Raw genomic sequence first — 25984 nt, 5'->3', positions numbered from 1 at the left:
GCGCCGCACGGGGCGCGGTGAGCGTGGTCGGACCCGCGGCCGTCGCGTACGCGGACGTCAGGCGCCATCGCCGGTCTCCTACTCTCCATTGAGCAGATAAGTAAATGGTGACTCACATGCTAAACGGAGGAAAGGGCGGGCGCAAGGCCCACGCGTCGTCGGCAGGGGATCCGTGACCGTTCCGTGACAACGTTCGCGAGGTGGCACGGACTCGCTCGCCTGACGCCTCGCGCGAGTCGGCGGGTCGGGAATGACGAAGTGAATCGAAGATCACGTCGATGCAGCGTCCACACGCACCGAGGGCCCCGGTGGCTCTCGCCGCCGGGACCCTCGGTGCGTCCGCTCGGTTCAGCCCACCGGGGCGGGGTCCCCGAACAGCGTCAGCCGGCGCCGAAGGATCTCCTCCGCCTGGGCGACGATCCGCCTCACGACCTCGCCCGCGGGCGGGATGTCGTGGATGAGGCCCTGCACCTGGCCGACCGTCCAGATCCCCGCGTCGAGGTCGCCCTCCTCGAAGACCTTCCTCCCGCGGGTGCCCGCGACCAGCGGCCGCACGTCCTCGAACTGCCCTCCGGCGTTCAGGATCTGCACCACCTCGTCGCTGATCGCGTTCTTGGCCACGCGGGCGGTGTTGCGCAGCGTCCGGAAGATCAGGTTGGTGTCGAGCTCGGAGGCCGCGACGATCCGCTCCTTGACCGCCTCCGCGATCGGGGACTCGACCGTGCACATGAACCGTGAGCCCATGTTGATGCCGTCCGCGCCCAGCGCCAGGGCGGCGGCCAGGCCGCGCCCGTCCGCGAATCCGCCGGAGGCGATGAACGGGATCGTGAGCTGGTCCGCCGCCGCGGGGATGAGGATCAGCCCGGGGACGTCGTCCTCGCCCGGGTGGCCCGCGCACTCGAAGCCGTCGATGGAGACGGCCGTTACGCCCACGGCCTCGGCCTTGAGGGCATGTCGGACGCTGGTGCACTTGTGGATCACCCGCACCCCGTGCTCGCGGAACAGCTCCATGTGCGGCTCCGGGTTGGATCCCGCGGTCTCCACGATCGTGACCCCGGAGTCCACGATCGCGCGCCGGTACTCGTCGTACGGCGGCGGGTTGATCGACGGCAGGATCGTGAGGTTCACGCCGAACGGCTTGTCGGTCAGGGTGCGCGCCCGTGCGATCTCCTTGACCAGGTCGGCGGGTGTGGGCTGGGTCAGCGCCGTGATCATCCCGAGGCCGCCGGCCTCCGACACCGCGGCCGCGAGCTCGGCCCGTCCCACCCACATCATGCCGCCCTGGACGATCGGGTGCTCGATCCCCAGCGCCTCCGTGAACCTCGTGGTCAGCATGGTCCGCTCCTACTCGTAGATCTCGCCGGTGGCCGCGCGGGCGATCAGCGAGGCAGGCGGGCGGAAGCGCTCGCCGTAGCGGTCGGCCAGCTCGTTCGCCCGCTCGATGAAGCCGTCGAGGCCGCCCTCGTACTGGTTGACGTACTGCAGCACCCCGCCGGTCCAGGCGGGGAAGCCGATGCCGTAGATCGAGCCGATGTTCGCGTCGGCGACGGAGGTGAGCACGTTGTCGTCGAGGCAGTCGATGGTGTCGATCGCCTCGGCGAACAGCATCCGCTCCTGCAGGTCCTTGAGCGGCACCTCGACGCTCCCGGAGGCGTAGCGCTCCCGCACGCCGGGCCAGATCCCCGCGCGCCGGCCGTTCTCGTCGTAGTCGTAGAAGCCCTGGCCGGCCTTGCGGCCCGGGCGTCCCGCCTCGTCGACCATCCAGTCCGCGATCGATTCGGCGGGGTGGGCCACCCACGGGATGCCCTCGGCCTCCTGGGCCGCTCGGGTCTCGTCGCGGATCTTCTGCGTGAGGGCGATCGAGAGCTCGTCGACCAGCTGCAGCGGGCCGGCGGGGTAGCCGGCCTGCAGCGCCGCCTGCTCGATGGACGCCGGCTCGACGCCCTCGCCAACGGCGGCCACCGCCTCGTCGATGAACTTTCCGATCACGCGCGACGTGAAGAAGCCGCGCGCATCGTTCACCACGATCGGGGTCTTGCGGATCTGGAGGACGAAGTCGAAGACCTTCGCCAGCACCTCGTCCGACGTGCGCGCGCCGCGCACGATCTCGACCAGGGGCATCTTGTCGACGGGGGAGAAGAAGTGGATGCCGATGAAGTCGTCGGTGCGGTCCACGCCTTCCGCGAGCAGCGTGATGGGCAGGGTCGAGGTGTTGGAGCCCAGCACCGCGTCCGGCAGCACCATGTCCTGGATCTCCTGGAACACGGCCTGCTTGACCGGCACGGACTCGAACACGGCCTCGATGACGAAGTCGACGCCGGCGAAGTCCGCCGGGTCGCCCGTGGTGGTGATCCGGGCGAGCAGCTCCTCGCTGCGCTCGGGTGTGGTCTGGCCTCGCGTCAGCGCCTTCTGCTCGAGCATCCGCGAGTAGTCCTTGCCCTTCTCCGCGGACTCTTTCGAGACGTCCTTGAGCACCACCTCGATGCCCACCTTGGCGGCGACGTAGGCGATGGCGGCGCCCATCATGCCTGCACCCACCACCCCCAGGCGCTTGGCCTGGTACGTCGGGTAGCCGATGGGCCGGCTCGCGCCCGAGCTGATGCTCTGCAGGTCGAAGAAGAAGGCCTTGATCATGTTCTTCGCGACCTGCGAATGGGTGAGCTGGACCAGGTAGCGGCTTTCGATGGTGGAGGCGGTGTCGAAGTCGACGTAGGCGCCCTCGACGGCCGCGGCCATCGCGGCCCGCGGCGCGGGAAGGGGGGCGCCCTTGGTCTGCTTGCGCAGCAGCGCCGGCATCGCGCCCAGCATCCCGGCGTTTCCGGGGGACAGGGGTGCACCGCCCGGCAGGCGGAAGCCCTTCACGTCCCACGGCTTGACCGGCTCGGGGTTCGCCGCGATCCAGGCCTTCGCGCGGTCGACGATCTCGGCGGTGGGTGCCACCTCGTCCACGAGGCCGGCCGCGAGCGCTCCCTCGGCGGTGAACTTCGTGGCGGGCAGGATCACGTCCGCGAGCGCCTTCTGCAGGCCGAGCATCCGCACCGTGCGCGTGACGCCGCCGCCCCCGGGGAGAAGGCCGAGGGACACCTCGGGCAGGCCGAAGCGTGCGCCCGTCGCGTCCGACGCCGCGATCCGGTGATGGGTCGCCAGCGCGACCTCGAGCCCGCCGCCGAGCGCGGTGCCGGTGAGCGCCGCGACCACGGGGCGGCCGAGCTTCTCGACGCGTCGCAGCAGCGCCTTGACGTGCTCGATGTGGGCGGTCTCCTCGGCCGCCCGGGACGGGTCGGCCGCCCGCAGCAGCTTGAGGTCGCCGCCCGCGAACCAGCTCTTCTTCGCCGAGGCCAGGATCACGCCGGTGAGCTGCTCGCGCTCCGCCTCCAGCCGCTCGACCGTCGCCTCCAGCGCGGCGACGAAGTGCGCGTTCATGGTGTTGGCGCCGCTGTCCGGGTCGTCCATGGTGATGGTGACGATCCCGTCGGCGCCCTGCTGCCAGTCGTACACGTGGACCACGTCGGTCCGCTCCTCGATGACGCTCATGCGCTGTCCCTCCCGTTCCCGCTCGCTCAGACCCGCTCGATGATGGTCGCGACGCCCATGCCGGCGCCCACGCAGAGCGTGGCCAGGCCACGCGTGAGGTCGCGACGCTCGAGCTCGTCGAGCAGCGTGCCCAGGATCATCGCCCCGGTGGCCCCCAGCGGGTGGCCCATGGCGATCGCGCCGCCGTTGACGTTGACCTTCTCGTGCGGGATGCCCATCTCCCGCTCCCACCGCATGACCACCGAGGCGAACGCCTCGTTGAGCTCGAACAGGTCGATGTCGTCCACCTCGAGGCCCGCCTTCGCGAGCGCCTTGCGGGTGGCCGGCGCGGGGCCTGTGAGCATGATGGTGGGCTCGGATCCCGACACCGCCGCGGCGACGATGCGGGCGCGCGGCGTGAGCCCGAGGCGCTCGCCGACCTCGGCGGAGCCGATCACCATGAGCGCCGCTCCGTCGACGATCCCGGACGAGTTCGCGGCCGTGTGGACGTGGTCGATCCGCTCCACGGCGTGGTACTTCTGCATCGCGACGGCGTCGTAGCCGGCCTCGGCGCCCATCGCGGCGAACGCGGGCGTGAGGGCGCCGAGCGACTCGACGGTGCCGCCGGGGCGACGGTGCTCGTCGTGGTCGAGCAGCGTGACGCCGTTCATGTCCTTCACCGGCACCACCGAGCGCGCGAAGCGGCCCTCGCTCCACGCCACGTCGGCACGTCGCTGGGACTCCACCGCGAAGGCGTCGACATCCTCGCGGGTGAAGCCCTCGACCGTCGCGATGAGGTCGGCGCTGACGCCCTGGGGGACGAAGTAGAGGTCGTAGTTGGTGGTCGGGTCCTGGACGTACGCGCCGCCGTCGGAGCCGATCGGGACGCGCGACATCGACTCGACCCCGCCGGCGAGCACCAGCGACTCGAAGCCGCTCGCGACCTTCTGCGCCGCGGTGTTGACGGCCTCGAGGCCCGAGGCGCAGAAGCGGTTGAGCTGGACGCCGGCGACGGTCTCGGGCAGGCCGGCGACCAGCGCCGCTGTGCGGGCGATGTCGCCGCCCTGCTCGCCCACCGGGGAGACCACACCCAGGACGATGTCGTCGATCAGGTTCGTGTCGAGCGTCGGGTTGCGCTCCTCGAGCGCGTGGATCAGGCCGACCACCAGGTCGACGGGCTTGGTGCCGTGGAGCGAGCCGCCCCGGTTGCGTCCGCGCGGGGTGCGCACGGCGTCGTAGATGAATGCGTCAGGCATGTTGTCCTCTCCCAGTCCCTGTCCGGTCACAGTCCCAGGCCCCGCCCGACGATCTCCTTCATGATCTCGGTGGTGCCGCCGTAGATGGTGGTGATGCGCGCGTCCTCGTAGTCCTTGGCGATCCGGTACTCGCGCATGTAGCCGTAGCCGCCATGCAGCTGCAGGCAGCGGTTGACGACGTTCACGTACTGCTCGGTCGCGAGGAACTTCGCCCCCGCGGCCTCCTCCGCGCTCAGGGTGCCCTCGGTGAGCCGGACCATGCAGTCGTCGACGTAGGCACGGGACGCGCGCACGGCGGTGACCATGTCCGCGAGCTCGAAGCGGGTGTTCTGGAAGGAGCCGATCGGCCGGCCGAAGGCGTGGCGCTCCTTGACGTACGCGAGCGTGCGCTCGAGGACCCCCTCGCTCGACGCCACCGCCGCCGCGGCGATCGAGAAGCGCTCCTGCGGGAGGTTGCGCACCAGCCCGAAGAACCCGGTGCCCTCCTCGCCGAGGAGGTTTGCCACGGGGACGCGGACGTCCTGGAAGAAGATCTCGCTGGTGTCCTGCGCGTGCAGGCCGATCTTCTCGAGGCGGCGGCCCCGGGAGAAGCCGGGGGAGTCCGCCGGGATCACCAGGAGGCTCATGCCGCGGTGCGGGTCCGGCCCGGTGCGCACCGCCGTCACGATCAGGTCGGCGTTCTGGCCGTTCGAGATGAAGATCTTCGAGCCGGTCACCACGTAGTGGTCGCCGTCTCGGACGGCGCTGGTGCGGATGCCCGCGAGGTCCGAGCCGGTTCCCGGCTCCGTCATGGCGACGGCGACGATGCTGCGCCCGGCGGCGATGTCCGGCAGCCAGCGCGCCTTCTGCTCGTCGTTCGTGAGGTCCGTGAAGTAGGGGATGACGATGTCGTTCGACAGCGCCACCCCGGCCATCCCCGAGGTGACGGGGTGGCGGGCGAGCTCCTCGCCCATGACCGCGTTGAAGCGGAAGTCGTCGGAGCCGCCGCCGCCGTACTCCTCGGGGATGCCGAACCCCAGGATCCCGGCCTCCGCGGCACGCACGAACAGGTCGCGGTCGACTCGTCCCTCCTGCTCCCACCGATCGGCGTGGGGGCGCGCGTGCAGCTCGACGAAGTCCCGCACCATCTCGCGGAACTGCTCGTGCTCCTCGTCGTAGACGCGACGGGGGCCGACGACGCTCGCGCTCGCGGCCTTGGGCGACGTGCCGGTGACAGCGGTCATGAGTGGATCCTCCTTGATCTCAACCTCACGGTTTTTATAGCACATTAGAAACCACGATGGCCAGGGGCCGGATTCTGCGTGTCGCTTGCGCGCCTCCTCCCTTGCTGTTTAATCTGGATTAAGCAATCGCGCAAAGGAGCGTGGCATGCAGGATGTGGATGGTCGAGTGCTCGAGGCACCGGGCCTCGTGGTCGCGGACCGCTTCGCGGGGAAGGTCGCGGTCGTCACAGGAGCGAGCCGCGGGATCGGCCGCGCCATCGCGGCGCGTCTCGCGGCCGAGGGGGCGTCAGTGGTGATCACCGCGCGCAAGGAGGACGAGCTGGCCGCGGCCGCCGCCGAGCTGCCCGGGGGGCGGGTGCGGACGATCGCCGGCCGCGCGCAGGATCCCGACCACCGTCGCGACGCGATCGCGGCCGCGATCGCCGCCTTCGGGCGCCTGGACGTGCTCGTGAACAACGCCGGCATCAACCCCGTGTACGGGCCGCTGCTCGGCCTCGACCACGAGGCCGCGCGCAAGGTGCTCGACGTCAACCTCCTCGGGACGCTCGGCTGGGTGCAGGAGGCGTGCGCGGCCGGGCTCGGCGCGCACGACGGCGCCGCGATCCTCAACCTCTCCTCCGTGACGGGCACGGTGCCGTCTCCCGGCATCGGCTGGTACGGCGTGAGCAAGGCGGCCGTCTCCCACCTCACCCGTACGCTCGCGGCGGAGCTCGGGCCCCGCGTCCGTGTCAACGCGCTCGCGCCGGCCGTGGTGCGCACGCAGTTCGCGCGCGCGCTGTACGAGGGTCGGGAGGCCGAGGTCGCCGCGCAGTACCCGATGGGCCGGCTCGGCGTCCCGGAGGACGTCGCGGCCGCTGCGGCCTTCCTCTGCTCGCCCGAGGCGGGCTGGATCTCGGGCCAGGTGCTCGACCTCGACGGGGGACTGCTGGCGGCGGGAGGGGTCGCATGACCGCCGCGGAGGCCACGCGGGCCACCGTGGGCGAGCTCGCCGTGCGCACCCGGCGCTTCATCCGCGACGTGGTGGTGCCGTCCGAGCCGCCCGCCGGCATGGAGCTGGGGCCGGAGCGCAGGCGCGCTCTCCAGGAGGAGGCGCGCGCGGCGGGCGTCTTCGCGCCTCAGGTGCCGACCGCGCTGGGCGGCCTGGGCCTGACCCTCCCCGAGTGGTCGCCTGTCTTCCAGGAGGCGGGCTACTCGCCGATCGGCCCGGCGGTCCTCAACTGCATGGCCCCCGACGAGGGCAACATGTACCTGCTGGAGCGCGTCGCCTCGCCGGCGCAGCAGCAGGCGTTCCTCGCCCCGGTGGCCGCGGGCGAGGCACGGTCGTGCTTCGCCATGACCGAGCCCCACCCCGGCGCCGGATCGGATCCCGCCGCGCTCGCGACGGTCGCGCGCCGCGTCGACGGCGGCTGGGTCCTCGACGGGGAGAAGCGGTTCATCTCCGGCGCGGACGAGGCGGCCTACGCGATCGTCATGGCACGCACGCCCGAGCTCGGCGACGGGGCCGCGACCATGCTGCTGGTCCCGATGGACACGCCCGGCGTGACGGTCGGCCACCCCGTCCGCACCATGGAGACGGCGATCACGGGCGGCCACCCGCACGTGACCTTCGCCGACGTGCGCGTGGGCGACGATGCGGTGCTCGGCGCGGCGGGCGAGGGCTTCGCGTACGCGCAGGTCCGGCTCGGCCCGGCCAGGCTCACCCACTGCATGCGGTGGCTCGGTCTCGCCCGACGCGCGCAGGACACGGCCCTCGACCGCGTGCGGACGCGCGAGGTGTTCGGCGCGCCCCTGGCGGAGCTCGGGATCGCCCAGGCGATGCTCGCCGACTCCGAGATCGACCTCGCCACCTGCGACGCGCTGATCGACCGGGCCGCCAGGCTGCTGGTGGAGGACCCGCGCGCGGGCGCCACCGCATCGTCCATCGCCAAGGTGCACGTCTCGGAGGCCGTCGGCCGCGTGATCGACCGCGCGGTGCAGCTGTGCGGGGGCGACGGCGTGACGCTCGAGCTGCCCCTCCTGGCGTTCCTCAACGAGGTGCGCCCGTTCCGTGTGTACGACGGCTCGTCGGAGACGCACCGGTGGGCGATCGCCCGCCGCGCCGTGGCGCGGCGGCGGCGTGAGGTCGAGGCGGGTGAGCGGGTGCTCGACACCCCGGAGGGGGCGCGATGAGCGTCGAGACGCGGGACGTCGTGGCGGACGCCGCCGATGCCGCCGCCCTCGCGAGCCCGCCGCTGCTGGTCATCGAGCCGCTGGACGCGTACCTCGACTCCGTCGGGATGGCGCGCGGCACCCTCGCGTGGCACCGGATCGGCGACGGCCAGGCGAACATCACCTACGAGCTGCGGCGGGGGCGCGACCGGCTGGTGCTGCGCCGCGGCCCGCGGCCGCCGTTCCCGCCCTCGGCGCACGACATGGTGCGCGAGGCGCGCGTCGTCGCGACGGTCGGTGCCGCCGGCGTGCCCGCTCCGCGCGTGGTGGCGGTGTGCGAGGACCCGGACGTCATCGGGGTGCCGTTCTACCTGATGGAGCTCGTCGAGGGGCACGTGCTCACCGACGCGCTGCCGCGCGGCTACGCCGATCCCCGCGACCGTGCGGCGACGGTGAACGAGGCCGTGGACACCCTCGCCCGCCTGCACCAGGTCCCGCTCGAGGGCGACGTGGCAGCACTGGGCCGTCCCGCGGGCTACCTCGAGCGCCAGCTGCGGCGGTTCTCCCAGATCTGGCCCCTCAACACCCGGCGCGAGGTGCCGCTCGTCGACCAGGTCGGCGAGCGCCTCGCCGCCGCCGTGCCGTCCGAGCCCGGCGCGAGCATCGTCCACGGCGACTTCCGCCTCGGCAACCTGATGTTCGCGGCACCGGGCCTGATCGCCGCGGTGCTGGACTGGGAGATGGCGGCGCTGGGCGATCCGCTCGCCGACCTCGGCTACCTGGTGGCGACCTACACGGAGACCGGCAGGCCGACCACCCCGATGGACCTGACCCGGGTGACCGCGCTGCCGGGCTTCCCGACGCGGGCCGCGCTCGTCGCCCGGTACGCCGAGGAGACCGGCGCGGACGTGTCGATGCTGCCCTGGTACGAGGCGCTGGCGCTGTGGAAGTCGGCCATCTTCTGCGAGGCGATGCACACGCGCTGGCTGGACGGCGAGCGACCCGGGGACGCGTTCGCGCCCACGCTGGCGGAGGGTGTGCCCGCGCTCGCCCGCGCCGCCGCGGAGGCGCTCGACAGGCTGGAGGAGGGGGAGCGGTGAGGATCGTCGTGCTGATGAAGGTGGTGCCCGACACGTACGGGGACCGGACGCTGTCGCTGGAGACGGGGCTCGCGGAGCGGGCCCCGGAGGACGCCGTGATCGACGAGATCAACGAGCGCGCGCTCGAGGTCGCGCTCGCGCAGGCCGATGCGCACCCGGGAACCGAGGTGGTGGTGCTCGCGATGGCCGCCGAGCCCGCGCAGAGCGCGCTGCGCAAGGCGCTCGCGATGGGAGCCTCGTCGGCGGTTCAGGTGATCGACGAGCGGCTGCTCGGCGCGGACCTGATGCTGACCGCCGAGGTGCTCGCCGCCGCGGCACGACGCATCGGCTTCGACCTGATCGTCGCGGGCAACGCCTCGACCGACGGCGGCGGAGGTGCGGTGCCCGCGGCCATGGCCGAGCACCTCGCCGTGCCGTGCGCGACCGCGCTCGCCGCGATCGAGATCGGTGAGGACGCGGTGACCGGCACGCGCGCCTCCGACGCCGCCACCGTGCGCGTCACCGCGCCCCTGCCCGCGATCGTCTCGATCACCGAGGCGCTGCCCGACGCGAGGCTCGCGAGCTTCAAGGGGATCATGGCCGCCAAGAAGAAGACCGTCGAGACCCTCTCCCTGGACGACCTCGGGGTCGACGCCGAGGCTCCCGACGTGGCGCGGTCGATCATGATCGCCGCGCGTCAGCGACCGGCCCGCGAGGCCGGCATCAAGATCACCGACTCGGGTGACGCGGGCGAGCAGCTCGCCGCGTTCCTGGTCTCGAGCCGGCTGGTGTGAGGGGGAGGGACATGACCGACCACAGCGACGCGCCCGTGCTGGTGCTGCTCGACCGGCTGCCGTCCGGCGCCCTCGCCCCGTCCGCGGCCGGGCTGCTGGGCGCCGCGGCGGAGGTCGGCCTCCCCGTCGCCCTCGTCGTCGGCGACGGGGCACGCGAGGTCGCGGCGGCCGCAGGTGCGCTCGGAGCGACCCGGGTGCTGGTCGCCGATGCGGCCGAGGACGCGGTGACGGTGCCCGTCGTCGACGCGCTCGCGGCGGCCGTGGAGGCATCGACGCCCGCGGCGATCCTGGTGTCGCACTCCGTCGAGGCGCGTGAGGCCGCGGCCCGGCTCGCCGTTCGGACGGGTGCGGCCCTGGCGGTCGACGCGGTGGGCGTGTCCCGCGACGCCGAGGGGATCGTCGCCCACCACAGCGCCTACGGTGGCGCCTACCTTGTCGACTCCGCCGCGACGTTCGGGGCGCCCGTCATCACGGTCCGCCAGGGAGCGGTCGACGCGCGGGGCGTGCCGGTCGAGCTGCCGGTGGTGGAGGCGCTGGAGGTGGCGCCGTCCGGCCTGCCCGCCGCGACCGTCGTCGAGGTCGAGCCCGTCGAGGCGACATCCTCCCGCCCGGACCTGCGCGGCGCCGCGAAGGTGGTCTCCGGCGGTCGCGGGCTCGGGTCCGCCGAGCAGTTCGCGCTGGTCGAGCAGCTCGCGGACACGCTCGGCGCCGCCGTCGGCGCCTCCCGTGCCGCGGTCGACGCGGGCTACATCCCCGCAGCGCATCAGGTGGGGCAGACCGGGGTCTCGGTGTCGCCGCAGCTCTACGTGGCGCTCGGCATCTCGGGGGCGATCCAGCACCGGGCGGGGATGCAGACGGCGAAGACCATCGTGGTGGTCAACAAGGACGCCGACGCGCCGCTGTTCGCGATCGCCGACTTCGGGGTGGTGGGCGACGTCTTCACCGTGGTCCCGCAGCTGATCAGCGCCCTCGAGTCGAGGAAGGGCGCATGACGGCCACCCTCCGTCGCGGTCTGCCGCGCGTGCCCGGCGGGGAGCCGTGGCCGCCCGCGCCCGCCGCGACGGGGGACGATGCGGGGGCCCTGACGGGAGCCGCGCCCGCCGCCGTGACGCTCACCGCCGGGGCGCCCGCGGCGACCTCGACGACCGCCGTCGCCACCGCATCGTCCGTCCCGGGCGACCCCGCGCCGGGCGCCGGGCGTCCGCGTGGAGACATCGCGCTGCGGCGGGGGCTTCCCCGAGTGCCCGGCGGGGAGCCGTGGCCGCCCGCCGGGTGGGCGCCGGCCGTCGAGGCTCACGATCCGCCTCCCCAGGAGCCGGCGCCGGAGCCCGCGGCGGTCGCCGCGGACGAGGCGCCCGGGACCGCCGACGCATCCCCGACCACGGAGAGCGATCCCGGCGGGCTCTCGCCCCGCGCGCGCCGCTCCCTCGGGATGGTGGCCGTGATCGCCGTTCTCGGGATCGCCGCGGTGCTCGGCGCCCGCCTGATCATGGGCCTCGACGGCGTCCAGGCGTTCGTCGCCCGCTACCCGGGGGCGGTGCCGCCGCCCGAGGGCGCGCCGGTCGGCATCCCGACGTGGCTCTCGTGGACGCACTTCTTCAACGTGTTCCTGCTGGCGATGATCGTGCGCACCGGGCTCGAGGTACGACGCCAGGCGCGGCCGGAGGCCTACTGGGCGCGCCGCTCCGACCCGCGGACGCGGATCAGCCTGCTTGCGTGGACCCACCAGGCGCTCGACGTGCTGTGGGTGGTCAACGGCGTCACCTACGTGGTGCTGCTGTTCGCGACGGGGCAGTGGATGCGGATCGTGCCGCTGTCGTGGGAGGTCGTGCCGAACGCCGTGTCGACCGCGCTGCAGTACCTGTCCCTGGACTGGCCCGTCGAGGACGGCTGGGCGTACTACAACTCGCTGCAGCAGCTCAGCTACGTCGTCACCGTCTTCATCGCGGCGCCGCTCGCGATCGCGACCGGGGTGCGCATGAGCATCTTCTGGCGCGCGGGCGGCCGCCTCGACCGGCTGTACCCCGTGGCGGTGGCGCGGCGGATCCACTTCCCGGTGATGCTCTACTTCGTGCTGTTCGTGGTGAGCCACGTCGCGCTGGTGCTCGCGACCGGGGCGCGCCGCAACCTCAATCACATGTTCGCCGGCACCCAGGGCGAGGGCTGGACGGGCGCGATCGTGGCGACCGCGGCCCTGGCGGTCGTGGTCGGAGCCGTGCTCGCAGTCCGGCCGCTGCTGATCGCGCCCGTCGCGCGGCGCTTCGGGACGGTGAGCGGACGATGACCGCCACGATCGAATGTATGCACAAGACCTCCGAGAGTGCTAGTTTCGCGACCATGGAGACGTTGTTGTATACAGAAGATCCGCCGGGAGCGCTGAGGACCAGCGACCGCGTCTACCGAGCGCTACGGGACGAGATCCTCGATGGCACCCTCGCGCCCGGCGCGCCCCTCGCAGAGATCGAGCAGTCGGCGCGGCTCGGGGTCTCCCGCACGCCCCTGCGCGAGGCGCTGTCCCGCCTGCAGGGCGACGGACTGGTCGCGGCCCGCGGCGCGCGCGGCCTCGAGGTCGCCGGCCTGACGCTCGACGACGTGCGCGAGCTGTTCGAGATCCGCGAGGCGCTCGAGGTGAAGGCGGCCAGGCTCGCCGCGCTCCGCCGCGACCGCGGGGTCTTCGAGGTGCTGCGCGAGGAGGTCCGGGAGGCGGGGGAGCGGCTCGCCACCGAGGCGTCCCGCGACGACTTCTACGCGCAGACCGCGCGCATGGACGCCGCCATCGACGGGGCCGCCGCCAACCCCTACCTGCTGTCCGCGCTGCGCGGCGTGCGCGTGCACGTCGCCAGGATCCGGCGCCTGTCGAGCGACGACTCGGCCCGGCTCCGCAGCGCCACCCAGGAGCACCTCATGATCCTCGACGCGATCATCGAGGGCTCCGAGACCATGGCCGCGTACGCGACCGAGCTCCACCTGCACCGCAGCCTCGCGAACATCCTCGCGACCATGCGCCAGGACCCCACCCTGCCCCCGACCGCTGAGGAGCGTCACCAGTGAAGATGCACGCCGTCCGAGCCCACACGTCCGCCGAGGCGCTGCCCCGCGAGGGCCAGCTCGCGTGGTCGATCGCGCAGGTCGCCGCCGACCCCGTGCCGATCGCCGACGACGTCGCGGAGATGGTGATCAACCGTGTGATCGACAACGCCTCGGTGGCGGCCGCCTCCTACTCGCGCGAGGCGCCCGCGGCGGCCCGCGCGCAGGCCCTCGCGCATCGTCCCTCCGCCGGAGGCGCGGGCGCGACCGTGTTCGGCGAGCCCGGCGCCACCCGCGTGAGCGCGGAGTGGGCGGCCTGGGCGAACGGCGTGGCCGTGCGGGAGCTCGACTACCACGACACCTTCCTCGCGGAGGAGTACTCGCACCCCGGCGACAACATCCCGCCGATCGTGGCGGTGGCGCAGCACGCCGGCGCGCGCGGGCTCACCGGGGCCGACCTGCTCCGCGGGATCGTCGCCGGATACGAGATCCAGGTCGACCTGGTCAAGGGCATCAGCCTGCACCGGCACAAGATCGACCACGTCGCGCACCTGGGTCCCAGCGCCGCCGCGGGCATCGGCGCCATGCTCGGCCTCGACGCCGAGACCATCTTCCAGGCGGTGGGTCAGGCCCTGCACACCACCACCGCGACCCGGCAGTCCCGAAAGGGCGAGATCTCGTCGTGGAAGGCGCACGCCCCGGCCCTGGCGGGCAAGCTCGCCGTGGAGGCGGTCGACCGCGCGATGCGGGGGCAGACGTCCCCGACGCCGATCTACGAGGGCGAGGACGGGGTGATCGCCTGGATGCTCGGCGGCTTCGACGCCCGCTACGAGGTCCCGCTGCCCGAGGCCGGGGAGGCCAAGCGGGCGATCCTCGACACGTACACGAAGCAGCACTCGGCGGAGTACCAGTCGCAGGCGTGGATCGACCTCGCGCGGCGCCTGCACCGCGCGCGTCCCGAGATCGGCGATCCGGAGCGGGTCGCCAGCATCGTGCTCGCCACGTCGCACCACACGCACTACGTCATCGGGTCCGGCTCGGGCGACCCCGAGAAGTACTCGCCGACCGCGTCGCGCGAGACGCTCGACCACTCCCTGCCGTACATCTTCACCGTCGCCCTGCAGGACGGCGCGTTCGATCACGAGACCTCGTACCTGCCGGCGCGGGCCGCGCGGCCCGACACGGTCGCGCTGTGGCAGCGGATCACCACCACCGAGGACCCCGAGTGGACGCGCCGCTACCACTCGAACGACCCGGCGGAGAAGGCCTTCGGCGGCACCATCCGGGTGACCTTCACCGACGGCTCGGTGCACGAGGAGTCGATCGCGGTCGCCGACGCCCACCCGCTGGGCGCCAAGCCGTTCGCGCGCGACGACTACGTCGGCAAGTTCCGCACGCTCGCCGACGGCATCGTCCCGCCCGCCGAGATCGAGCGGTTCCTCACCGTCGCGCAGCGGCTGCCGGAGCTCGGCCCCGACGAGCTCGGCGGGCTGACGTTCACCGTGTCCGACCAGGTGCGCGCGGCCGCGCCCGCGCCGTCCGGGCTGCTGTAGGGGAGGGGACGATGCTCTACGCGACCACCTCGGCGGCCGACAAGCGGGCCGCGTTCCGAGCCCGGCTGGCCTCCGGCGAGCTCCTGCGCTTCCCCGGGGCCTTCAACCCGCTGTCGGCGCGGCTCATCGAGCAGCGCGGCTTCGAGGGCGTCTACATCTCCGGTGCGGTGCTCTCCGCCGACCTGGGGCTGCCGGACATCGGCCTCACGACGCTCACCGAGGTCGCGGGGCGGTCGCGCCAGATCGCCAGGGTCACCGACCTGCCGGCGCTCGTCGACGCCGACACCGGCTTCGGGGAGCCCATGAACGTCGCCAGGAGCGTCCAGGAGATGGAGGATGCCGGCGTCGCGGGCCTGCACATCGAGGACCAGGTCAACCCCAAGCGCTGCGGCCACCTCGACGGCAAGGAGGTGGTGGGGCTCGACCTCGCCGTACGCCGCATCCGCGCCGCGGTCGACGGTCGCCGCGACCCGAACCTGCTCATCATGGCGCGCACCGACGTGCGTGGCGTCGAGGGCCTCGACGCGGCCACGGACCGGGCCAGGGCCCTGGTCGACGCGGGCGCGGACGCGATCTTCCCCGAGGCGATGGCCACCCTCGCCGAGTTCGAGGCCATGCGCGCGGCGGTGGACGTGCCGATCCTCGCGAACATGACCGAGTTCGGGAAGTCCGAGCTGTTCTCCGTGGACAGCCTCCGGGACGTCGGCGTGAGCATCGTCATCTGGCCCGTCTCGCTGCTGCGGCTCGCGATGGGATCCGCGGTGCGCGGGCTCGACGAGCTCCAGTCCGCGGGCCACCTCACCGGGCTGCTCGGGCAGATGCAGCACCGCGCGGACCTGTACGACCTGCTCGACTACGAGTCCTACGGCCGCTTCGACTCGAACGTGTTCACCTTCACCGTCACCAAGGACTGAATCGACCCCTCCTCGCACCGCACGGTGCCCGTCCCCACATCACAAAGGAGTGATCATGAGCGACACCCCCGAGATCAAGAAGGGCCTCGCCGGCGTCACCGTTGACCACACGGCCGTGTCGAAGGTCAACGTCGACACCAACTCGCTGCTGTACCGCGGGTACCCGGTCCAGGAGCTCGCGGCCATGCGGTCGTTCGAGGAGGTGGTCTACCTGCTCTGGTACGGGGAGCTGCCGACGGCCGAGCAGCTCGCGCAGTTCCAGCGCATCGAGCGCTCGCACCGGACGCTCGATCCGGCCATCGCGCGGGTGATCGACCAGCTGGTGGGGACCGCTCATCCCATGGACATCGTGCGCACCGCGGTGAGCATGCTGGGCGCGAGCGACCCCACCGCCTGGGACAGCGAGCCCCACGCGATCCTCGACAAGGCCCTCGCGCTGTTCGCCCAGCTGCCCGGGATCGTCGCGTACATCCAGCGCTGCGAGCGAGGGCTGGGCGCGATCGCGCCGCGTGACGACCTCGGCTACGCGGCGAACTTCCTGTGGATGACCTTCGGTGAGGAGCCGCACCCGGTGGCGCGCGAGGCCTTCGACGTGTCGATGACGCTCTACGCGGAGCACTCGTTCAACGCCTCCACCTTCACCGCGCGCGTGGTGACCTCGACGCTGTCGGACTACTACAGCGCGGTGGTCGCGGCGATCGGCGCGCTCAAGGGCCCGCTGCACGGCGGCGCGAACGAGGCGGTGATGCGCACGTTCGAGGAGATCGGCGACGCCTCACGCGTGACCGGGTGGCTCGACGAGGCGCTGGGAGCGAAGCGCAAGATCATGGGATTCGGCCACCGGGTCTACAAGCGCGGGGACTCGCGCGTGCCGACCATGCACGCGGCGCTCGACACGCTCATCGCGCACTACGGACGGCCGGACATCGCCGACCTGTACGACCGGCTGGAGGCGGAGTTCGTCGCGCGCAAGGGGATCTACCCGAACCTCGACTACCCCTCGGGGCCGGCGTATCACCTGATCGGGTTCGACACCGCGATCTTCACGCCGATCTTCGTGGCGTCCCGCGTCGCGGGCTGGACCGCGCACATCCAGGAGCAGCTGGCCTCGAACGCCCTGATCCGGCCCCTCAGTGCGTACAACGGCCCGGCGGAGCGGCACATCGAGGGCTACGTGGCGGACGAGCGTGCGATCGCCGCCGCGACGCGTCAGGAGGAGCTCGCGGGGTAGCGGGGCTCGGCGCTCAGGCCTGCCCTCGCCTCGCCTCGCCACCACCCCACCCCATCCCACGCCAGCGCGCTCCGGCCGGACATGAGTGCGCGATCGTTGCCGCATCGCCGCACTCATGTCCGGCCCAGGCGCGAACTGATGGCCGCGCGCAGGAGCGTTCGGCATCGGTCGGGGTCCCTCATGAGCTCGCGGAATCCGAACCGCACGGTCGCGTACCCCGCCGCCAGCAGCTCGGCATCGCGGGCGCGGTCCCGCGCCACCTGCTCAGGACCATCGTGATACGCCGAGCCGTCGAGCTCGATCACCAGGCGCGCACGCCGATGCAGGAGGTCCGCGATCCGGGTCCGTCCCGCGGCACGGATCGAGACCTGCGCCTCGAGCTCGGCGAACTCGTGACCGACGAACACCCGCCGTCGCGCCAGGACCTCCGTGGGCGATGTCGCCCCGTCGTCGAACTCGTCCAGCAGCCGGACCAGCGAGCGGCGATCGGCGACTTTCGCGCGCCGGTCGGCCGCCCGACGTAGCTGACGGGGCGACACCGCCCGAAGCCAGAGGGCGGTGTAGAACACGGTCTCCCGGTCGGCCGGCGCTGCGATGCACCATGCGTCGAGCACCGCGTCGTCGCTCACCAGGCACGTGACGCCCCCGACCGTGATCCGCCACCGAACCGATTCGCCGTACCTGACGCGCAGCCACGCTGGCGCGCGGACGTGGCCGTGCCGCTCGCTGCGAGCCTCAACCCGCTGAGGTGCGGGGAACCGGCTGTCGAGCAGGTGGAGTGCGGAGCGGCCCGTGATCGCCAAAGCGCCCCGCGACCAGCGCACGACGGCCGCGCACCGCACCTGATGGTCATCCGCGTGCGCGGCGAGGCCGTACCAGCCGGGCAGCACCCTGGTCAGCGTTCCGTCGGCGACGGCGCGGTCCAGTCCGGCCCGTCCGATCGCGTCGAGCACCTGCCGGCGCGGGAGCACCGGGTCTCGCGGGCCGTCGAGCCGCGATATCAGAGCGGTCAGGCGACCGTCGGAGCGTGCGGCGCGGGCCATGGGTCGAGGCTCGCGCACCTGGTGATAGGGGACTCCGACCGGCTCCTCGCAGGGGAGAGCGGGCCGTCCAGGATCGGCGCCGGACATCGGTGCCGGAGACAGGGGGAGATCAGGCAGCCATGTCCGGCCGGGCGAGGGAGATCGGAGGGTGTCGGCTCCGCGGCGCTACGGCACCAGGTCCGCTGCGACCCTGAGCGCCGCCTGACCGCGCTCCTCGACCGTGCCTCCGAGGTCGCTCTCGAGCTTGTTGGCGATCAGCACGGTCATCACTGCCATGCGCATCCGCAGCCGGTCCTCGAGCGGGGCGTCCGCCGGCAGCGACGAGTCCCACAGCTTCTGCTTGAGCTGGTGGACCAGCCCGGTGGTGGAGGCGAGGTTCTGCAGCGCGACCTCGTTCTGCTGCACGCACCGCATCACCTCGCCGGGGGTGCCGCGGGTGACGTCGACCAGCCGCGCGATCATCTCCAGGCGCCGCTCGCGCGTCGCCGGGCCGTCGTTCATCCACGTCACCAGCGCGTCGACCTCGTCGAGGACCTGCGCGATCAAGGAGTCGAGGATCTCCTCCTTGGACTTGAAGTGGTAGTAGAGCGCGGCCTTGGTGACGCCCAGGTCCTCGGCGATCTCGCGCAGCGAGGTCTGGTCGTAGCCCTGCGAGGTGAAGCGCTCGAGCGCGACGTCCTGGATGCGCGCACGGGTGTCGCCCCGGCGGCGCGTGGCGGTGTCGGTCATGGCTTCCTTCCTACCTCTCGCGGGGGACGATGCGGCGGTCCGACACGTCCCGGGAATTGACTTGACGACCGGTTAGTTGTGTGAATACTATCACCGAGAGAACTTACCGGTCGGCTAGGAAGTTCCCCGGGCATCGTCCCGCCGCCGCCCGGACCGTCGCCGGCGCCTCGCCGGCACCGCCCTCACGGGCTCCCCGCATGGTCGCGCTCGACGAACGTCCCTGCCGTCGCGGCCCCTGCACACGAAAGGCTCCCCATGGACACCACCCCCGATCCCCGCCGCTGGTGGGGGCTCGCCGCGATCGGCCTCGCGCAGCTGATGGTCGTGCTCGACATGACGATCGTCAACATCGCGCTGCCCACCGCACAGGCGGACCTGGGCATCTCGGATGCCGACCGCCAGTGGGTCATCACCGCCTACACGCTCGCGTTCGGCGGGCTGCTGCTGCTCGGCGGTCGCCTCGGCGACGTGTTCGGCCGCAAGAACACGATGATCATCGGCCTGAGCGGCTTCGCCCTCGCCTCGGCGTTCGGCGGCTTCTCGCAGTCGCTCACGATGCTGCTGGTCGCCCGCGCCCTCCAGGGAGTGTTCGCCGCGCTCCTCGCCCCCGCGGCGCTGTCGATGTTGAACATCACCTTCACCGAGCCGAAGGAGCGCGCTCGCGCGCTCGGCGTCTACGGCGCCATCGCCGGCGGCGGCGCCGCGATCGGTCTCATCCTGGGCGGCGCGCTGACGCAGTACGTCGACTGGCGCTGGACGCTCATGGTCAACGTCCCGATCGCGGTGGTCGCGGTCATCGGCACCGCGCTGTTCCTCCACGACCGCCGCACGCCGGGCATCCGCACCCGGCTCGACATCCCGGGCGCGGTGCTGGCCTCGAGCGGCCTGCTCGCGATCGTCTTCGCCCTCAGCGAGGCGGAGCAGCACGGATGGTCCTCCGGCCTCGTCCTCGGGATGCTGGGGCTCGGCGCGATCCTGATGGTCGCGTTCGTCCTGGTCGAGCGCCGTACCCCGCACGCGCTGCTGCCGCTGCACCTGCTGCGCGAGCGTAACCGGGTGGGCGCGCTGCTCGCCGTCGGCCTGACGCAGATCGGCATGTTCGGCGTGTTCCTGTTCCTCACCTACTACCTCCAGGGCGTGCAGGGCTACTCGCCGCTGAGGACCGGCGTCGCGTTCCTCCCCATGGTGCTGGGCATGATGACGGGCGCGGTCGGCATCTCCGCCCGCCTGCTCCCGCGGGTCGGGCCTCGCCGCCTCATGGTCCCGGGCACGCTGCTCGGCGCGGGCGCCCTCGCGTTCCTCACGCAGATCGAGGTCGGCTCGTCGTACTGGTTGCACGTGCTGCCCGGTCTGGTGGTGCTCGGCCTCGGCATGGGCATGACGTTCATGCCGTCGATGGCGACCGTCACCGGGGGAGTGCGCGGGACCGATGCGGGCGTGGTCTCGGCGACCCTCAACACCACCCAGCAGGTGGGCGGCTCCGTCGGCATCGCGCTGCTCAACACGATCGCCGCGACGGCGACCGCGAACTGGATCGTCGACACCGGCGCGTCCGCCCCTGCCGAGATGGCGCAGGCGGCCGTGCACGGCTTCACCACCGCCATGTGGGTGTCCGTCGGAGCCGTCCTGCTGGCCTCGCTCGCGGCGGGCCTGCTGGTGACGATGCGCCCGGCAGCGGGCGGCGACGCCCACGTCGCGTCCGAGGCGGCCGAGCGGGAGGCCGCGATCGCGAGCTCCGGCGAGGCGATCTCGGGCGGCGATCTCGCCGCCGCGCCCGCCTTCGCCGACGGCGAGCCGCACCCGGGGGGATCGCGCGGCTGACGCATCGTCCCGTCCCGGCGCCCTCGGCTCTCGAGAGAGACCCGGGGGCGCCGCGCCGTCCCTCGTCAGGATGCGCGACGGCGCGGCACGAGCTCGATCACCCGGACCTCGAGCGGCTCCAGCACGGCGGAGACCGTGAGCGTGCCGTCGACGCCCGCCTCCACGTCGTTCACGATCATCTGCGGGACGGAGACCTGCCGGATGTAGTCGACCTCCGGGGGATCGATCGACGGCGCGCCCATCCGCAGCCAGGTGTCGAAGGCCGAGCCGTGGTCGGCGTTGATGACCTCCTCGCGCTGGCGGTACGTGCCCGGCGCGAGCCCGGTGAGCTCCAGCGAGACGTCCATGCGCCCGACCTCGGAGAACGGGGCGTAGCGCTCGAGGTAGGTCATGTCGTAGCGCTCGCCCGAGGCGAACAGGTGGCTGAAGTGCTCGTAGTTGTACAGGTAGATCTGCACGGCGTGATCGCTGGCCGTCACGAAGTGGCCCTCGCCTGAGGCGAGCAGGCGGTCGCCGGCGCGACGCAGGGCGGCGAGCACGTAGTAGTGGGGCTTCTTGACCCCGTTGTAGGTGTAGAGCCCCAGGCCGCCGTGGAACATGTCGTCGGACGGCTGCAGCTCCTCGACCAGGTCCGTGAGCATCCAGTAGCCGAACGAGTCCAGGTCGTCGTAGTTCTCGAGCAGGTTCTTCGCGAGGTAGCAGCTCTTGAACGTCGTGTCGTTCAGGAGGTCGCGGTGGGACACCGTGAGGTTCCACTCGGTCATGTACACGGGGGTGGCCATCCCCCGCTCCTGGAGCAGCATGCGGAGCTGGCGGACGGTCTTGTGGAACGTGTCCTGGTCCTTGTTGAGGCGCAGCCCGGCCGGCTCTCCGGGGGAGTGCTCGTCGAGCCGGGCGCGCGAGAAGTCGTTGTCGTAGAAGTGCACCGTGAGGAAGTCCGGGGCGCGCCCGGCGGCCTCGGCGTGGTCGAGGAAGGCGAGCAGCCAGTCCTTGTCCTGGGCGTAGCTCACGAGCATCGCGGGGCTGCCGAACGCCAGGTCGGTGCCGGACCGCTTCACCGCGTCGTACGTCGCGTCGTAGAAGTCGTAGAACAGCGCGTCGTCGTCGAAGCCGAAGAGCGTGGACCCGGTGTCGGGCTCGTTCCAGGGGCTGAAGAGCCAGCGGGACACCTCGGCGTGCCCGTAGCGGTCGATCGCGTGCCTCACGAACGCCTCGACCAGCGCGGTCCAGCCCTCGAGGCTCGCCGGCGGGCTGACGTTGAACGGCGCGGAGAAGACCGTCCGGTCCGCGATCGAGGCCATCTCCTGCGGCGTGAAGGAGAGTTCGACGAACGGCCGGAGCCCGATCGACAGCAGGAAGTCGAGGACCTTGTCGAGCAGGACGAAGCTGTAGACCGGCCGGCCGTCCCTGTCCTCGCGGTACACGTGCATGTCGTCCGCGAACAAGCCGTGGAACTTGATGTACTCGAAGCCCACGTCCGCCTGCCACTCGGCGAGCATGTCGCGGACCTCCTGGTACAGCAGCTCCTTGGCGCGGCCGACGGTCGTCACCTTGCGGTACGCGTGGTGGAGCGCGCGCCCGTCCGCGGTCACGTCGATCGCGTCCACCGCGACCACCTTCGCGAGCGGATCCGCGTCGAAGGCGGCCGTGACGTGACCGTCGCTCTCCTCGGGCAGGTACTTCGCGAGCAGGGCCAGCGGGGAGTCCGGCGCGGGTCGCGCCGTGGTCGATCGGCGTGACGGGCCGTCGCGGCCTTCCTTCTTCTGCAGCTCGTCGCGGCGGTACTGGCTCGGCAGCACCCCGAAGCGTTCTTTGAACACCTTGACGAAGGCGCGGGGATCCCTGAAGCCGTTGCGGCGGGCCACCGTCTCGACGCTCTCGTCGGTGGTCACCAGGTCGTCGACCGCCCGGTCGAGCCGCAGCGCGTTGTAGTACGCGGAGAACGTCATCCCGACGTTCTCCTTGAAGAACGCGGAGAGGTAGGGCGCGGACAGGTGCTCGTGCGCCGCGACCTGGTTGAGGGTCAGCGCCTCCGCGTAGTGCTCGTCGATGTAGCGGAGGAGCCGGCGCATGCGGCTGCGATGCTTGTCGGACGCGGTCGTGCCGCCGGCGGGGTCGGCGATGAAGCCTCGGGTCAGCTCGTCGAGCAGCGCGTAGAGCAGCGCGAGGGTCTTGAAGCGGTTCTGCTCGTCCTCGGTCGCGTTGGCCTTGACGACCAGGGCGAGCAGGTGGAGCAGCGGACGGAACGCGCGGCGGTGGGAGGCCGCCGCCGAGTTGACGCGGAACTCGACCTCGTCGAGCGACTCGTCGAGGCGCCGCACGTCGAGTCGGAGGACGATCACCTGGAAGGGGTCGTCGGACTCGAGGGCGACGAGCCGCCGCGCGTTCGCGAGATAGACGTCGTCGGGCTCGAGGGTGACCTCGTCCTCGTCGTCGACCACCGTCGGGCGGCCGTGGACCACGAAGATCAGTTGGGACTCGTCACGACGGCTCGGCGGGACCATGCCGTCGGACTCGACGAACATCACGCGCGCGGGCAGCGCGCGCGGCAGGACGACCAGCTCGCTCTCGGAGTACACGGCGGTATTGTCTCGCGTCCCGGTGGCGAGGGCTGATCAGACGCTCACGAGGGCGGCGATGCCCGCCACGCTCGCGAGGGCCCGGGTGACATCGGGGTGTGCTGCGGCGTCCCCCAGGCCGAGCACCTCTCCGAAGCCGCCGGCGTGCGCCGTGCCGGCGCCCTCGCGGGTGCTCACGACCGCCGCGCACTGGTACGCGGGCAGCGCGAGAAGGTCGGCGGCGCGGAGGAGGCCCTCCGGATCGGGCTCCCGGCGCGACATGTTCGCGCCGTCCGACACGGCGTCGAACCGGTCCCGGAGCCCCGTGCGCTCGAGGATCATGCGGGAGCTGCGGCTCGCGGACGCGACGGCGAGCCGCAGCCCGCGGGCGCGAAGGTCCGCGAGCAGCGTGGGCACCGCGGGGTCGATGTCGCGCGGGGACAGCCCGCGCACGAGCTCGCGGTGGATGGCCGTGCGCTCGTCCGCGAGAAGCTCCTTCTCGGTCCGCGACACCTCGGCGTCGCCGAGCGCGAGGATCGCGTCGAGCGTCTCGGAGCGGGACAGGCCCCGCAGCCGGGCGTGGTCGTCGCGGCCGAACGCGATGCCCAGGCGGGAGGCGACGGTCGCCCACGCCCGGAAGCTCGTCTCGTCGGTGTCGACCAGCACGCCGTCGAGGGCGAAGACGATGCCCCGGGTCCCGGTCACGACCGGTCGGCGGATCGCCGCCGTGGACGCGGGCCCGTGGCCGTCGCGGCCGTCACGCCGAGGCCCCGACGCCGGCGGTCTCGCGCGGGGGCGCGGCGGGTCCCGACGGCGGCCGGTTGCCGAGCCGGGCCCGACGCCACCAGTGCTTCGCCCGCTCCTCGTTGCTCAGGAAGATGAGGAAGGCCACCAGCAGGAACGCCGTGATGAGCGACTGCTGTGCGGACGTGAGCCGCAGCGCCGAGTAGCCGAGCCCGATCACCGACATGCTCAGCGCGCCGAGCAGGTAGCCGAGCTTGTCGTTGGAGTAGCGGCCGATGTAGCCGCCGACGAACATCGGAAGGAACGCGGTGAACATGATGCCGATGGTCGAGAAATTGATGCTGCCGGCCTCGATGAGGCCCTTGCCCGACGCCTGGATCAGGCCCACCACGCCCATCAGGCCGCCCGACACCGCGTAGGTGGCGATCGCGTTGCCCTTCTCCTTCACGCCGGCCGACACGGCGGCGTGCTGACCGGTGATGAGGGCACGGTAGTCCGAGCCGAACCGCGAGCGGTCGAAGACGGTGTAGACGCCGACCAGCGCGAGCACGATCACGATCACGAGCGCGGTGAGGTTCTTGCCGAAGGCGACGAGCTCGGGGTACTGCGTGAAGCTGATGTTGCCGCCGCCGGTGATGGTGAACGCCAGGCCCTCGAAGAGCAGCGTCACGCCCAGGGAGCTCACCAGCGGGGAGATGCGGAGCGTCACGTAGAGGAGGCCGGAGAAGGCGCCCAGGAGCGCGCCGGCCGCCAGCGTCACGGCCGCCATCGCGGGGAAGCCGCCGCCGACGTTGATCGCGATGGTGGCGCCGATGGTGCTCGACGCGAGCGCCATGGCACCCAGCGAGAAGTCGAAGCGCCCGCTGTTGAGGTTGATCGCGAGAGCCATGGTCGTCAGCATCGTCACCGCGGTGGTGCGCGCCAGGATCATCAGGCTGTCGCTGGAGCTGAACAGGGAGGCACCGTCGATGGCGGCCAGCGCCCAGACGACCGCGAACACTCCGACCGGGATGATCAGGGTTCCCGTTGCCCGTCGCATGAAGCTGCCCATCTCTGGTGCCTCCCTGTCCTTTCCTAGGGGTGTGTCAGCCGACCAGGTCGGCGAACGTGTACTTGCTCACGAAGTCGGCGAACTCGTCGTAGCTCGCGCCGGAGGCCACGAACGGCGACAGGGCGTCGACGTCGTAGACGGGGGCGTCGACGTTGTCGGCGTCGACGATCTCCTGGAACTCCTCGGCCGTGGTGGCCTCCCAGTAGCCCTGGCTCAGCGCGAAGGCCGAGCCCTCGGCGGTGCGGTAGGGCTCGCCCTGGACCGCGGAGAGGGTCGCCGCGAAGATCGGGCCGTTGATCGAGGTGAACTTGCCCGCGAGGAAGCCGAGGGTGCCGTTCTCCATCGCCACGAGGTTGTCCTCGGTGTAGGCGTCGATGTCACCGATCTGGATGCCGGTGCCGTCCACGGCGGCGCCCAGGATCGCGTTGCCGGTGCCGACCGCGAGGATCGCGTCGGGGCCCGCGGCGATCATGTCGGCCATGCTGGCCTGCCACGCGGCGTCGAAGTCCCAGGTCTCGAGGTAGCCCGAGAGGGTGTAGACGTCCGACTCGAAGTCCGCGATCTTGATGGTGCCGTCCTGGTAGATCTTGCCCAGGATGTCGCCCATCTCCGTGGCGCCGCCGTACGAGGTGGTCGGGTCCTCCGCGAGCGCGGCGAGCATGCCGGCGGCGCGGTAGATGTGCATCTCGAGGTAGTAGGGCACGCCGCCGCCGAAGATGCCGAACTCGGTGTCGCCCTCGGCGGTGAAGTGCTTCACCATGTCGTAGCCGGCCTGGTACTCGGTCATCGCGTCGGGGCCGATGGCGCCGACGTAGTACTCGTAGTCCTTGAAGGTCTCGTACTCCTCCTCGGACAGGGCGCCGGTCGCGACGGCGTAGTAGATGCCCGCGTCCTCGGCCATGTCGAGCTGCGTCGGGCGGTCCGCCGACGCGAAGGAGATGACGGCCTCGCAGTTGTTCGCGATGAAGCCCTCCATCGCGGTCTTCTCCGCCTCGGCGTCCGCCAGCTCGTCGGAGTACACGAACTCCACCGGGAAGTTCCCGGCGATGTAGTCGGTGTAGTAGTCGCGGAAGCTCAGCGCCTCCGACGACGTCACGTCGGCGACGAGCACGCACATCTTCACCGGGTCGGCCGCGGCGGCGTCCGTCGCGCCCGCGCTCGAGCCGTCGGTGGTGCCCGCGCTGCTCGAGCAGGCGGCCAGCGACAGCGCGGCGGCGACACCAGCAGCGGTGCCGAACGCCATCTTGCGAGTGATCTTCATGATGTTCCCTTCATTGGGTGGGGTACTGCGATCTGGTGG

Annotated in this window: 21 protein-coding genes; 11 read left to right on the top strand and 10 right to left on the bottom strand. The window is 72.0% G+C overall.

Translation table 11 applies throughout. The annotated features are described in order from the left end of the window. Nucleotides 1-348 precede the first annotated feature (348 nt). From QQX10_RS01700 to QQX10_RS01685, 4 genes are read right to left on the bottom strand one after another with little or no spacing between them, the layout of a single operon-like run. Nucleotides 349-1335, bottom strand: a complete 987-nt coding sequence (locus QQX10_RS01700) for an NAD(P)H-dependent flavin oxidoreductase (RefSeq protein WP_301144455.1) — start codon at nucleotides 1333-1335, stop codon at nucleotides 349-351. Between the two features lie 9 nt (nucleotides 1336-1344). Continuing rightward, entirely contained in the window at nucleotides 1345-3534 is a 2190-nt protein-coding gene (locus QQX10_RS01695; RefSeq protein WP_301144454.1) for a 3-hydroxyacyl-CoA dehydrogenase NAD-binding domain-containing protein, read from the bottom strand. A gap of 26 nt (nucleotides 3535-3560) precedes the next feature. Next, nucleotides 3561-4769: an acetyl-CoA C-acetyltransferase gene (locus QQX10_RS01690; protein WP_301144453.1), complete on the bottom strand. Its 1209-nt coding sequence runs from the start codon at nucleotides 4767-4769 to the stop codon at nucleotides 3561-3563. A 26-nt stretch (nucleotides 4770-4795) separates the two neighbouring features. Continuing rightward, nucleotides 4796-5992 carry an acyl-CoA dehydrogenase family protein gene (locus QQX10_RS01685; RefSeq protein WP_301144452.1) on the bottom strand — a complete coding sequence of 399 codons (1197 nt, stop codon included), beginning with the start codon at nucleotides 5990-5992 and terminating at the stop codon, nucleotides 4796-4798. Nucleotides 5993-6137: 145 nt separating this feature from the next. Between QQX10_RS01685 and QQX10_RS01680 the strand changes: the two genes are divergently transcribed. Genes QQX10_RS01680 through QQX10_RS01635 form a run of 10 tightly spaced genes read left to right on the top strand, consistent with a single transcriptional unit; the run spans nucleotide 6138 to nucleotide 16738 of the window. Then, nucleotides 6138-6941: an SDR family oxidoreductase gene (locus QQX10_RS01680; protein ID WP_301144451.1), complete on the top strand. Its 804-nt coding sequence runs from the start codon at nucleotides 6138-6140 to the stop codon at nucleotides 6939-6941. Continuing rightward, nucleotides 6938-8161: an acyl-CoA dehydrogenase family protein gene (locus QQX10_RS01675; protein WP_301144450.1), complete on the top strand. Its 1224-nt coding sequence runs from the start codon at nucleotides 6938-6940 to the stop codon at nucleotides 8159-8161. The genes QQX10_RS01680 and QQX10_RS01675 overlap by 4 nt, the downstream gene beginning before the upstream one ends. Beyond that, nucleotides 8158-9240 carry a phosphotransferase family protein gene (locus QQX10_RS01670; protein ID WP_301144449.1) on the top strand — a complete coding sequence of 361 codons (1083 nt, stop codon included), beginning with the start codon at nucleotides 8158-8160 and terminating at the stop codon, nucleotides 9238-9240. Before QQX10_RS01675 ends, QQX10_RS01670 begins: the two co-directional genes overlap by 4 nt. Beyond that, a complete protein-coding gene (locus QQX10_RS01665) occupies nucleotides 9237-10013 on the top strand; it encodes an electron transfer flavoprotein subunit beta/FixA family protein (RefSeq protein WP_301144448.1) in 777 nt (258 codons plus the stop codon). The genes QQX10_RS01670 and QQX10_RS01665 overlap by 4 nt, the downstream gene beginning before the upstream one ends. Nucleotides 10014-10024: 11 nt before the next feature. Beyond that, nucleotides 10025-11005, top strand: coding sequence for an electron transfer flavoprotein subunit alpha/FixB family protein (locus tag QQX10_RS01660; protein WP_301144447.1), 981 nt, complete (start codon nucleotides 10025-10027; stop codon nucleotides 11003-11005). Then, nucleotides 11002-12297, top strand: a complete 1296-nt coding sequence (locus QQX10_RS01655; protein ID WP_301144446.1) for a cytochrome b/b6 domain-containing protein — start codon at nucleotides 11002-11004, stop codon at nucleotides 12295-12297. Before QQX10_RS01660 ends, QQX10_RS01655 begins: the two co-directional genes overlap by 4 nt. Further along, nucleotides 12294-13064, top strand: a complete 771-nt coding sequence (locus QQX10_RS01650; protein ID WP_367281251.1) for a GntR family transcriptional regulator — start codon at nucleotides 12294-12296, stop codon at nucleotides 13062-13064. The genes QQX10_RS01655 and QQX10_RS01650 overlap by 4 nt, the downstream gene beginning before the upstream one ends. Nucleotides 13065-13066: 2 nt before the next feature. Beyond that, complete coding sequence (locus QQX10_RS01645; RefSeq protein WP_301144514.1) at nucleotides 13067-14593, top strand: MmgE/PrpD family protein; 1527 nt, start codon at nucleotides 13067-13069, stop codon at nucleotides 14591-14593. A gap of 11 nt (nucleotides 14594-14604) precedes the next feature. Continuing rightward, the gene (gene prpB / locus QQX10_RS01640; RefSeq protein WP_301144445.1) at nucleotides 14605-15507 is read left to right on the top strand and encodes a methylisocitrate lyase; all 903 of its coding nucleotides are present in this window, start codon (nucleotides 14605-14607) and stop codon (nucleotides 15505-15507) included. A 55-nt stretch (nucleotides 15508-15562) separates the two neighbouring features. Next, complete coding sequence (locus tag QQX10_RS01635; protein WP_301144444.1) at nucleotides 15563-16738, top strand: bifunctional 2-methylcitrate synthase/citrate synthase; 1176 nt, start codon at nucleotides 15563-15565, stop codon at nucleotides 16736-16738. A gap of 113 nt (nucleotides 16739-16851) precedes the next feature. Here QQX10_RS01635 and QQX10_RS01630 read toward each other — a convergent pair whose 3' ends face one another. Both QQX10_RS01630 and QQX10_RS01625 read right to left on the bottom strand, forming a co-directional pair. Beyond that, the gene (locus QQX10_RS01630) at nucleotides 16852-17781 is read right to left on the bottom strand and encodes an endonuclease domain-containing protein (RefSeq protein WP_301144443.1); all 930 of its coding nucleotides are present in this window, start codon (nucleotides 17779-17781) and stop codon (nucleotides 16852-16854) included. A gap of 165 nt (nucleotides 17782-17946) precedes the next feature. Next, entirely contained in the window at nucleotides 17947-18510 is a 564-nt protein-coding gene (locus QQX10_RS01625; protein ID WP_301144442.1) for a TetR/AcrR family transcriptional regulator, read from the bottom strand. A 255-nt stretch (nucleotides 18511-18765) separates the two neighbouring features. Between QQX10_RS01625 and QQX10_RS01620 the strand changes: the two genes are divergently transcribed. Beyond that, nucleotides 18766-20331, top strand: a complete 1566-nt coding sequence (locus tag QQX10_RS01620; RefSeq protein WP_301144441.1) for an MFS transporter — start codon at nucleotides 18766-18768, stop codon at nucleotides 20329-20331. 65 nt (nucleotides 20332-20396) lie between these two features. Here QQX10_RS01620 and QQX10_RS01615 read toward each other — a convergent pair whose 3' ends face one another. Genes QQX10_RS01615 through QQX10_RS01600 form a run of 4 tightly spaced genes read right to left on the bottom strand, consistent with a single transcriptional unit; the run spans nucleotide 20397 to nucleotide 25945 of the window. Then, nucleotides 20397-22910 (bottom strand): GH39 family glycosyl hydrolase, encoded by a 2514-nt coding sequence (locus tag QQX10_RS01615; RefSeq protein ID WP_301144440.1) that lies wholly within the window; start codon nucleotides 22908-22910, stop codon nucleotides 20397-20399. 36 nt (nucleotides 22911-22946) lie between these two features. Further along, complete coding sequence (locus QQX10_RS01610; protein WP_301144439.1) at nucleotides 22947-23594, bottom strand: HAD family hydrolase; 648 nt, start codon at nucleotides 23592-23594, stop codon at nucleotides 22947-22949. Nucleotides 23595-23646: 52 nt separating this feature from the next. Beyond that, nucleotides 23647-24684, bottom strand: coding sequence for an ABC transporter permease (locus QQX10_RS01605; RefSeq protein ID WP_301144438.1), 1038 nt, complete (start codon nucleotides 24682-24684; stop codon nucleotides 23647-23649). 34 nt (nucleotides 24685-24718) lie between these two features. After that, the gene (locus QQX10_RS01600; protein WP_301144437.1) at nucleotides 24719-25945 is read right to left on the bottom strand and encodes a LacI family DNA-binding transcriptional regulator; all 1227 of its coding nucleotides are present in this window, start codon (nucleotides 25943-25945) and stop codon (nucleotides 24719-24721) included. Nucleotides 25946-25984: the final 39 nt, after the last annotated feature.

It is taken from the genome of Demequina lignilytica (assembly GCF_030418305.1).
Lineage (GTDB): Bacteria > Actinomycetota > Actinomycetes > Actinomycetales > Demequinaceae > Demequina > Demequina lignilytica.
Note: the sequence above shows the minus strand (reverse complement) of the source record. Positions and strands in the feature narration are given on the sequence as shown.